The following is an 8,967-nucleotide window of genomic DNA, read 5'->3' on the forward strand; positions in this document are numbered from 1 at the left end:
GAAACGGGTTCAAGGCGTACGACATTGCATCCCTCTCCTGAGAGTCGATGATCAACAGCATCTCGTTCCGAATCGCTGCGCCCCCGACCGCATGATCAGCATGGGGTATCCTTGAGGCGGCTTCGAGGGGCCTCGGGGGCTGCCATGAGTTCGGACACCAGCAAAGATGCGGACGCACCGGTCCACCTCCAGCACGTCCTGATCAAATGGACCGGCGGCAAGCGGCGGCAGGCCCGCCGGATCGTCGGGCACCTCCCCGACAAGATCGCCGCCTACCACGAGCCGTTCCTCGGCGGCGGGGCCGTCCTGTACGAACTGCTCGGGAGCGACATCAGGGTCGGGCGCATCGAGTGCGGCGACACCTGCGTCCCGCTCATCGAACTCTGGCAGGTCATCCGGGACGATCCCGAGGGGTTGGCTCGGAGCTACGCCGAGATGTGGACGCTGCTCCAGGACGGGGGCGGCGGCTTCTACTATCGGGTCCGTGAGGAGTTCAACCGCCGGCCGCACCCGTACCTCTTCTTCTTCCTGCTGCGGACGTGCCGCAACGGCCTCGTCCGGTTCAACAGGCGGGGCGACTTCAACGCCGGCTTCCACCAGGGGCGGCCCGGGATGAGTCCGGAAAGCGTCGAGGCCGTCCTGGACGACTGGCGGCGTCGGCTGGCCGACAGGCCGGTGCGGTTCTCGGTGCGGGATTACAGGGAGACCAACGCCGAGGCCGGCGACGTGCTCTACCTCGACCCGCCTTACCAAACTCGGGGCGGCGGATACTACTCGGGCATGATCGACTTCGGGGCGTTCTTCGCCTGGCTCCAGGGTCAGCGAGGCGACCACTTCCTCTCGCTCAACGGGTCGATCGACGGCAGGGACCGCACGGTGGCGGTTCCCGCCGACCTCTACGACGATCACTTCCTGCTCGACAACGGCGTCAGCACGTTCGACCGCCTCCTGGGGACCGGGAGTCTGCCGGTCCGGGACAGCCTCTACGTCAAAAGGCGACCGGCCGGTAGAGATCAGGCCGGCCGCAGCCTCGACTTCGGATTCGCCGATGAAGGGCCGAGGAGCGGCCTCGGCCCTTCGATTCGTCGGCGGCACGCCCCGGCGGATTAGATCGAATCCCAGAACCTCCTCAACGCCTCCGCCTCCCGTCGACGGGCCAGGCGGTACTGCTCGTATTCCTCGGAGCCGAGGGCGAGGACTCGGCACGAGGCGTCGATCTCGTCGGGCGTGGGAGGGGCCTCGTGTCGCCTGGCCTCCCAATAACGGCGGCACTTCTCCAACTGACGCTCGGTCAGGGAGCGTGAGTTGCCGTTCACGTCGACCTTCACGAAAAAGTACGGGCCGTACAGGCCGCAGCCGTTGGGCCGGTCTTCGATACCGTGGTAGTCCTCGGCGCAGACGATGCAGACGCCGGTGCCCACTTCGACCATCTGGAAATATCGATCGCCGATCGCCTTCTGCCAGGCTTCGCAGTGGTCGTCGACCGCCGCTCGGCAGGGCTCGCCGCCCACGGGGACCATGAGGATCACGAGCTTCTTCGGTTTCTTCATCGCAGCTCCTCCCCGGCCATGTTTGGAAGAATCCACCGAGCAGGGCGGCCGGAGACCCCGCCCGGCGGGTTTGGAGTGAGGCGAAGGCGGGGGACGCACCGTCCCCGCCCGCCCGGACGCTAGATTCCGGGACGCCTCGGATTTCCTAACTGCGGCGTGACGGCGGCGATGACGGCCGCCGGGCCGGAGCCCTGATCGGATCGGGTCGGTCCGGGAGTCAGCCGGCCCGGTCCTCTCCGGGTGCGAATGCGCCGGAACCGCCCGATGATCCTGGTCCGTCCGATGTCGGGCGATCGGACTCTCGGCGCTCCCGTCGGTGCCTCCTGATCGCCGCCAGGCAGGCCGAGGCGATCTGCCTGGCGAGCGTGAGCCGGGCCTCGTCGAGGCCCGTGATCTCGATCCCGCCAACCGCCACTGCGATCTCGGCGATCGTCGCCGACGCTCGTCCGGGGAAGAACTCGTCGATGAACTCGTCGGTGCCGGGCTCGCAGTTGCCCGCCTTGATCGAGTCCCGGCGCTTCACGACCACGTCGCCGACATCGGCGAGGTCGTGCCGGGCCAGTTTCTCGACGAGGCGTTGCAGTCGGTCTCGGTGCGCCTCGTTGCGACGGCGGCGACGTTCGTCTCTCTCGACCTGCGGGATCGCCTGGAGCCGCAGTTTCCGTCGGAGAGCGGCCACGGCCTCGGCGGCCTCCCCTCCAAGCTGGTGGTACGCCGTGCCGCTGGGGCGGTGGTAGGCGATCCAGCCGGTCTCGGCCCGGACCGACAGCCCTCGACTCCGGCGGACCCAGGAGGCCGGGAAGGCTTCGATTTCGCCGTCCATCTCGACGGGTCCGGCGTGGGTGGTGAGCAAACGGTCCAGGAAGGCGAGCCCCCGGTCGCCGACCGTTCGACGCCAATTCGGGCTGATCGTCAGGCGGACTTCGAGATCCGTCCCGGACCAGTTATGCCTTCGATGCCACACCTTCCGACTCGTGGCGTCGGCGCTCGGCTCTTCGCCGATCTCGACCGTGATTCGATTACCGCCGCCGACCCAGCCGGAAGCGGCGAGCCGGTAATTTCTGCGATACAGGGCTCCGACTTCTCGTCTAGCCGATTCATCCTCCTCAAGCATGGGCGCACCTTCCTCTCCCTCCCTCAAGGGGAGCGTTTCCTTGTAGACCTTGGTCCATCGTCCTCGTCGGGCCGGGAAGCTTCCCGGCTCACGCCCCGGCGATGGAGGCCGGGGCCGGGGAGGGGACGCACCGTCCCCTCCCGCCCGGACGCTCGGCTCCGGGACGCCTCGGATTTCGGCGGCCGATCCCAGAAGACGGCGGAGAGGTGCCTCGCCGGGGGATCGGCCCTTGGAGTGGACCTGGGCGGTCCGTCTCGCTTGGCGCCCGGACCTGGGAGGGGGCTCACGTCCTTCAGGATCGCCTCGGCCCCAGGTCGGCGAACATCGGGCGAGAGGCTTCGGCGATCAGAACTCGTTGAACCAACTCAGCGCCCCCTCCAACTCCTCGCCGAACTCTCCGGCCTTCCGGTCCCCGATCGCCTCCTGGACGGCCTCCAACTGATCGCCGATCGCCTTGACGCAATCCCGAAGGTCGTCCCAATCCAGCCGGGGGCACTGGACGGGGAGTTTTGCCAGCCGTGCGGGGATCGGCGGCAGGTCCAGCACGGCCTCCAGGGCGGCGGTGGCGTTGGGATTCTCGCCGTCGAAATCGAAGTCGTCGCCACGGTCCTCGATGTCCTCGTCGCAGGACTCGACCTCCTCCAAGACGCCGGAGGCCCACTCCAGCAGGATCTCCACCTGGCGGCCGATGGTCGGGCCTTCGGCCTTGGGTAGGGCATTGCGGCGGCGAGGCTCGGTCTTGCGGAGGCCGAGGAGTTCGTTCGCCGAGTCGGTCTTCTTGGTCTTGGGCATGTCGCACCTTCTTTCGTTGAAGCGGCAGGGAGTGGGAAAGTATGTCTTCGCAGCCGTCGTTCGAGACGACGCCGGCCATCGGCCGGCGTCCTCAATCGAGGACGGGCGGGGGACGAGCCGTCCCCCGCCCGCTCGATGGTCCTGAGGCGGATGCACCGATCCGGCGTCGGCGGGCTTCGCACCGCCTCGACGGTTCGTCAGCCCTCGCATTCGTCGTCTTCGGGAGGCGACCAGTCGGCCCGCTCCTCGGGGGGCACGCTGCGGAGATAGTCCTCCACGACGGATTCGCCGCCGGTGAACAGGCCGGCCAGGAAGTCGTAGTCGAGGGGCTTGAAGGACGCCTCTCGGACCCCCGTGCGGTCGGCCGCCTCCAACTCGACGCCGGCCCCGAAGATGAAGAAACCGTCACCCTTCAGCCGATGTCCCAGCAGGGCCGCCGCCTCGAAGGGGCTCTTCCCCTCCACCTGGGCCCGTGCGACGGTGAAGCAGAAAGTCGCCGTGAAGCTCACCTCGAAACCGGCGCCGAGCGTCGAATCGTGCTCTATCATCTCGATCTCCTTCATGTAGAAGTCGACAAGTCAGTAGTTGATCCAGAGGCTCTCGACACGCTCCACCCGGCCGATCCCTTTCATGCGGATCGACACCGGGCGGGAGACGACACGCCAGTCGGACAGCCAACGGTCGTAGATGGGGTTGGCGTAGCCCGAGAGGGCGACCTTGCCCCGGAGCTGTCGGATGCGACGGCACAGCTCGACGTGCGTCTCGTCGGACAGGCCGAAGCGCCCGTAGATCTTGCGGCCGACGCCGACGTAGGGCGGGTCCAGGTAGTAGCAGGTCTCGGGCGAGTCGAGGTCGTGCAGGTGGTCCAGGCAGTCGCCGGAGACGATCCGCACCCCCTGGAGGCGACGGTGGCATTCGGCGAGCTTCCCCACGCCCCGATACCAACGCCCCTGCTGGTCCCACCCCGGGCTGTCCGAATAGCCCCCGCCGCCGCCGCTGTGGCCCATCAGCCGCAGGGTGAACGTCAGGGCCGCCAGGTCGAGGGGCGAGCCCCAATCCCCCGCTCGGAGGCGATCCTTGGCCTCAAGCCAAGTCTCGTATCGCCAGCGGAGCGGCTCCAGCCGCCGTCGGAGGGCGACGTGATCGTCCCTCACCGCCTTGAGCAAGGCGACCTGTCCGGGGTTCCTCTCGATCAGCACCTCCTCGGGCGACCGGGCCTTGTTCAGCAGGACGTTGGCGGCCCCGGCGAACCCTTCGACGTAGCGCCGCCGTGCCGGCAGGTGGGCGACGATCCACTTGGCGATCGTCGCCTTGCCTCCGGGATGTCGACAGATCATCAAGCCGACACCTCCCCCGCCGAAGGAGCGGGGACGAGCCGGGCCGGGTCGCCGTTGCGGAGCCAGTACTCCCGGACGGCCCGAGCGATCACCTGGTCGTGCCCCGCCTCCTCCTGGGCGGCCAGGAAGTCGAGCAGCTTCCAGCACGTCTGGGGCAGCCGCACGGGGAGGGCCTCGACGGCGTCGGCGTACCGGTCCTCCAACCCCCGCAGGACGGCTGCCGTCGGGCGCTCCTGCACGGGCTCCCGACTACTCCCTCCCGAGGACGGGCGGATGGCGGCGACGACCATCGAAGGGGCGGGAGGGGTCATCTCGGCTGCGAGAGGCGGCTCGACGACGCCATCCTCCGGCGCCGAGACGACGGGGGCGGCGGTCGGGGCGACGGTCGGGGCGGCGTCCATGGCGGCGTCCAAGGCGAGGAGATCCTCGAACTTGGGCCGGGGGTAGATGCCCAGGTCGTAGTACGCCTCCATCTTCCCGACGTACTTGTCGAGGGCCTCGACGCTCCCGGCCCGGAAGAAAAGGAGCCGTCGGCGGCGGAAGGTCTCCTTGGGATAGCCCTGGTCCTTGGCCCATCGGGTCCACTTGCCGCCGAGCTGGTCGTACTTCAACTGGGCCGCCGCCCCGAAGTAGTACTCGTGCCGGAGCGACTTCCGCTCCAAGCCCTCGACGGCCCGGTCGTGCTCCCGCATGTAGGCCAGGAGGCGTCCCTCGTCCCAGGTGGCGTCGGGCAATTCGGTGCGGGGGGCGGTGGGCTCGGCGATAGTCGTGGCGGCCATGGCCTCGATGGTCTGTGCGTGATCCATTTCTCGTGACTCCGCTTGAGGTTGCGTTGCGTCCGCCGGATCAGCCGGCGACACCTCACGAGTTGGTGTCAGAAGCCATTTCTATTTCGCTACAAAATTCGATACAAACAACTCGGCCACCTCGGTTTTCTTGGGACCGCTAGGCTTGCTGATGGTTGCTACACATTCGCTTTGGAGAGTCGAAGGTGCCTCTCTCTCAGAAGAAGCGGTTCGCCAGGAATCTCGATAAGTTGCTCGCAGCCCGCAACTTGACCCGCAAGGAAGCGGCGGAGTGGGCGCAGGTGCCCTACCAATGGCTTCGAAGGGCGGTCACCGAGGGGATCTCCCGGCCCGAGACCCGCAACATCGCTCATCTCAAGGCCCTCGCCGACCGCCTCGGGCTTTCGAGCCCGGATCGCTTCTGGGACCGTAGCCTATATGTGGAGCCGATCCCGGACTCAATCGAGGACGAGGCGGATCGGCTCGCCGAGCTGATGCGAAAGTACGTCACCCTCGTCGGGCCGGATGATGGACTGGTATGTGCCATCCGGTCGAGGCTCTGGTCGGGCGTGCATCACGAAGAGCTGAGGAAGCGGCAGCTCGACGCCATGAGGCGAGAGGTGGAGCGAGAGGATGCGTCGAGGAAGTCGGAGCTGAGGGATCTGGACGACTCGAAAACCCGGTGGCGGCGTTATCGTGAGGCGATCGGCCGAGCGACGGCCGGCCGGGATTCGGAAAGGGAGGATCGCCGGAGGGACTTCGAGGCGACGGCGGAGGGCACGGGTCCGGCGGACAGCTTGATCAAACTGTTCGAGTCCGAGTTCGTCGAGGTATGGAAGGCGATCGGCCTTCCCCGTGTCGAGGAAGTCCGCATCGACGCATGGACCGTCGCCGCCCATGCCTCCGCCGCCAAAGGTGCGGACGCCTCCGTCGTCTCGAATTTATGGATTGCGGAGTACGCCCGCCTCCTTGACGAGACCGTGGAAGGGGCGAAAGACTCCATCCGTCGGTTCGTCCAAAGGGCTTACCGGATCGAGGAGGATCTCGTCGTCCCTCGTGGAGGCGGCGAATCGCTTCTCAGGGACGGGGGCGGCACCGTCGTCGAGGAACAAGCCTCGACGCAGGGGCAGGCATCTTCCACGGACGCCCCCCATGTCGAGATTCCGGCGATCGTCCACGAGGCGCTCGATCGGATTCGCCGCTCCGTCAAAACCCGATTCCGGGAAGCCGGCCTCGTCAGGACCGAAGAGGTGACGGTCACACCCGAGGAGGTCGTCGCACGTCCCGAGTTGTTGGCGGAGGCTGAAGCCCGAACGCTTTGCGGCAGGATTATGAACCTGGTGTGGGTTCCGAAGTACGCCGCCATCGTAGGCCTGCCCCTTGAGCAAGCGTTCGATCTCGTGTCGAGGCGGTTGAACGAGGCAGATATTGCGGCCGGGGCGAGAGCAACCGGGGTCGGGGAGGCGTCCGACCACGGTCCGGTCGCCGACGTGCGATCGCAGGAACAGCACCCTGACTCGAAGCTCGTCGAGACGCCCCCTGAGATCGACTCGACTCCCGCCGTCGAAACGCCCGAGCAGAAAGAGCATCGACGCTGCGAGGAGCGGCGGCGTGTCGCCGGCCAGGAGGCGGCAGCCTTGGTCGCCAAGGTCTTCGCCGCTCTCGACCTCGAACAGTCGTCGCTGATCCATCGCATCTACGGTTCACGAAGCCAGGCCGAGTCATGGGTGCAGGCGGAACTGTACTATGAATTGATCCGCCTCGAACATGTGGACCTCGTCTCGCCGCCAGCCGTCCTCGACCAGGCGGTTGATTTCGTCGCCGGGCAGCTGATGGAGGACGTAGAGACTCACCTCGCCCCGTCCAAGGCCGACGTTCCCAGGCGGCACGAAATCGACGAACAGGTCGCCGCAGACGAAAGGCCGCTCGAACTCCGCCGGCGTGTCGAGCATCTGGACGACGAAGATCTCGGCAGCCCGCCGGGGCCGATCGGCACGGCTCTGCAGGACTTGATCACGGGGTGCGTCGCCGACGATCTGTCGAAGTACGAGGAGCGGGCGGACGACGTTTTGGAACTGCTGGCCGACACCCCGTCGTCGAGCGCCCCTCGTCTAACCTACAGGGCCGTCTTGAGGAGGATAGGCGACCCGAAGTCGCTCGCCGAGGCCGCCCTCCGCAACTGCGACGGCGACGTGTCGAAGGCTTTGGACCGGATCGTGCGGCAGGTGGACGACTGGGTCCAGGACGAGAAGGCACGTGCCTCGGCCGGGCGACGGTCGGAGCCGGCCGCCCCCGACGATCGGACGACTCCACCGCCCAGGAGGAAGAAGTCGGGCGTGGTGCCCCTGAAGCTCATACGGAAGGACGTGCTCGGCCTGCACCGCAGGGGGGCGGACCGACAGGAGATCCTCGAAGCGCTGACGAACGACCCATACCTGCCCGACCACGTGCGAAGGGCTCCGCCGGGACGCCTGGAAGAAGCGATTGAGCAGATCCTCGCCCGGGTCGCCGGCGATGACGACGACTGGACGAGGGATTATCAAGACTTCTCCTCCGACCAAGAGGAAGACAATCGGTAGACTTAATGCAAAGGCAAATTCATTATACTACTATTACTTGAATCTTTACTGTTAATGTGTTTTGGCGATCGGTCGACCGTGTCGCCTCTAAGCGCAGGTGCAACAAGTTCGCCTCTTCCAAACCACGAATTCGACAAGGGCAACCCTTGAGACGAGTTGGCCGTCGGGGCGAAAGCCAGGAACAAGGGATGCATGGAGCCGATCCAGGACGGTGGGGATGTCCTTGCGACCCGTGGGGTCGTTTCTCAGGCGGAACGAGATCGAAGCCCGGAACGGAACTCACGCCGCCGAACGCACCTCGGACCACAGTTCGAGGGATCGGGTCGGCCTGACGAAGTGGTCCCGCCTCAAATGGGCCACGAACGACGTGTCGAACAGGTGGAGGATCGGCTTGAACTCGTCGTCCGCCACGTCGCCGTCCATGTCGGTGGGCTCCTCACGAATCGGCGGCATGATCAAGACCGATGGGGAGTCGCACTTGTTGTAACTAAGGTGTTCCTCCTCCTCTCCTCTTTCTTCTTCCTCTCGTCCCGTCGTCCGTTCGATCAGCTCGACGAGTCTCCGCCCCGCCGCCCACTTGGCCGCCCTCCCCTTGACGTACTCGCCGTCTTCCCCGACGAAGCCCTCGACGTGGCGTCGGTCGATCCAGCTGATCATCGACGATCTCGTGAGATGGTTCCTGATCGCCGTAAACCGGTTCGGGTTCCAGGGGCGTTGCACTTCGTCCCGCTCGTTCATCACGTCCCAGACCGCCTTGAACCGCTTCGTCGGCATCGACCCGTCGACGTTGGGATTCTCGGTGAAGGCGAC

9 protein-coding genes are annotated in these 8,967 nt (G+C 66.5%); 2 read left to right on the forward strand and 7 right to left on the reverse strand.

Annotation, left to right across the window (positions count from 1 at the left end):
* Nucleotides 1–144: 144 nt before the first annotated feature.
* The gene (locus G6O68_RS27070; protein WP_165252049.1) at nt 145–1,110 is read left to right on the forward strand and encodes a Dam family site-specific DNA-(adenine-N6)-methyltransferase; all 966 of its coding nucleotides are present in this window, start codon (nt 145–147) and stop codon (nt 1,108–1,110) included.
* On the opposite strand, the gene G6O68_RS27075 is transcribed toward G6O68_RS27070, so the two are convergent.
* The 6 genes from G6O68_RS27075 to G6O68_RS27100 form a co-directional block, all read right to left on the reverse strand.
* The gene (locus G6O68_RS27075) at nt 1,107–1,550 is read right to left on the reverse strand and encodes a DUF3846 domain-containing protein (protein WP_165252051.1); all 444 of its coding nucleotides are present in this window, start codon (nt 1,548–1,550) and stop codon (nt 1,107–1,109) included. The two genes, G6O68_RS27070 and G6O68_RS27075, sit on opposite strands and share 4 nt — an antisense overlap.
* A 217-nt stretch (nt 1,551–1,767) precedes the next feature.
* On the reverse strand, nt 1,768–2,664 hold the full coding sequence (locus G6O68_RS27080; protein ID WP_165252053.1) for a hypothetical protein: 897 nt from the start codon (nt 2,662–2,664) through the stop codon (nt 1,768–1,770).
* A gap of 345 nt (nt 2,665–3,009) precedes the next feature.
* Nucleotides 3,010–3,456 carry a hypothetical protein gene (locus G6O68_RS27085; RefSeq protein WP_165252055.1) on the reverse strand — a complete coding sequence of 149 codons (447 nt, stop codon included), beginning with the start codon at nt 3,454–3,456 and terminating at the stop codon, nt 3,010–3,012.
* Between the two features lie 197 nt (nt 3,457–3,653).
* Nucleotides 3,654–4,004, reverse strand: coding sequence for a hypothetical protein (locus G6O68_RS27090; RefSeq protein ID WP_165252057.1), 351 nt, complete (start codon nt 4,002–4,004; stop codon nt 3,654–3,656).
* A 30-nt stretch (nt 4,005–4,034) separates the two neighbouring features.
* Nucleotides 4,035–4,793, reverse strand: a complete 759-nt coding sequence (locus G6O68_RS27095; protein WP_165252059.1) for a DNA adenine methylase — start codon at nt 4,791–4,793, stop codon at nt 4,035–4,037.
* The gene (locus G6O68_RS27100; RefSeq protein ID WP_165252061.1) at nt 4,793–5,599 is read right to left on the reverse strand and encodes a hypothetical protein; all 807 of its coding nucleotides are present in this window, start codon (nt 5,597–5,599) and stop codon (nt 4,793–4,795) included. The genes G6O68_RS27095 and G6O68_RS27100 overlap by 1 nt, the downstream gene beginning before the upstream one ends.
* A 185-nt stretch (nt 5,600–5,784) precedes the next feature.
* On the opposite strand from G6O68_RS27100, the gene G6O68_RS27105 reads away from it, so the two are divergent.
* On the forward strand, nt 5,785–8,157 hold the full coding sequence (locus G6O68_RS27105) for a hypothetical protein (protein ID WP_165252063.1): 2,373 nt from the start codon (nt 5,785–5,787) through the stop codon (nt 8,155–8,157).
* Between the two features lie 279 nt (nt 8,158–8,436).
* On the opposite strand, the gene G6O68_RS27110 is transcribed toward G6O68_RS27105, so the two are convergent.
* Nucleotides 8,437–8,814, reverse strand: coding sequence for a hypothetical protein (locus tag G6O68_RS27110; RefSeq protein ID WP_165252065.1), 378 nt, complete (start codon nt 8,812–8,814; stop codon nt 8,437–8,439).
* Nucleotides 8,815–8,967: the final 153 nt, after the last annotated feature.

This window comes from Paludisphaera soli, from assembly GCF_011064595.1.
In the GTDB taxonomy this organism is placed as follows: Bacteria; Planctomycetota; Planctomycetia; order Isosphaerales; family Isosphaeraceae; genus Paludisphaera; species Paludisphaera soli.

Coding starts and splice junctions, on each gene's coding strand:
- G6O68_RS27100 (WP_165252061.1), bottom strand. CDS start 5,599: ATGGATCACGCACAGACCATCGAGGCCATGGCCGCCACGACTATCGCC.
- G6O68_RS27090 (WP_165252057.1), bottom strand. CDS start 4,004: ATGATAGAGCACGATTCGACGCTCGGCGCCGGTTTCGAGGTGAGCTTC.
- G6O68_RS27075 (WP_165252051.1), bottom strand. CDS start 1,550: ATGAAGAAACCGAAGAAGCTCGTGATCCTCATGGTCCCCGTGGGCGGC.
- G6O68_RS27095 (WP_165252059.1), bottom strand. CDS start 4,793: ATGATCTGTCGACATCCCGGAGGCAAGGCGACGATCGCCAAGTGGATC.
- G6O68_RS27070 (WP_165252049.1), top strand. CDS start 145: ATGAGTTCGGACACCAGCAAAGATGCGGACGCACCGGTCCACCTCCAG.
- G6O68_RS27085 (WP_165252055.1), bottom strand. CDS start 3,456: ATGCCCAAGACCAAGAAGACCGACTCGGCGAACGAACTCCTCGGCCTC.
- G6O68_RS27080 (WP_165252053.1), bottom strand. CDS start 2,664: ATGCTTGAGGAGGATGAATCGGCTAGACGAGAAGTCGGAGCCCTGTAT.
- G6O68_RS27110 (WP_165252065.1), bottom strand. CDS start 8,814: ATGATCAGCTGGATCGACCGACGCCACGTCGAGGGCTTCGTCGGGGAA.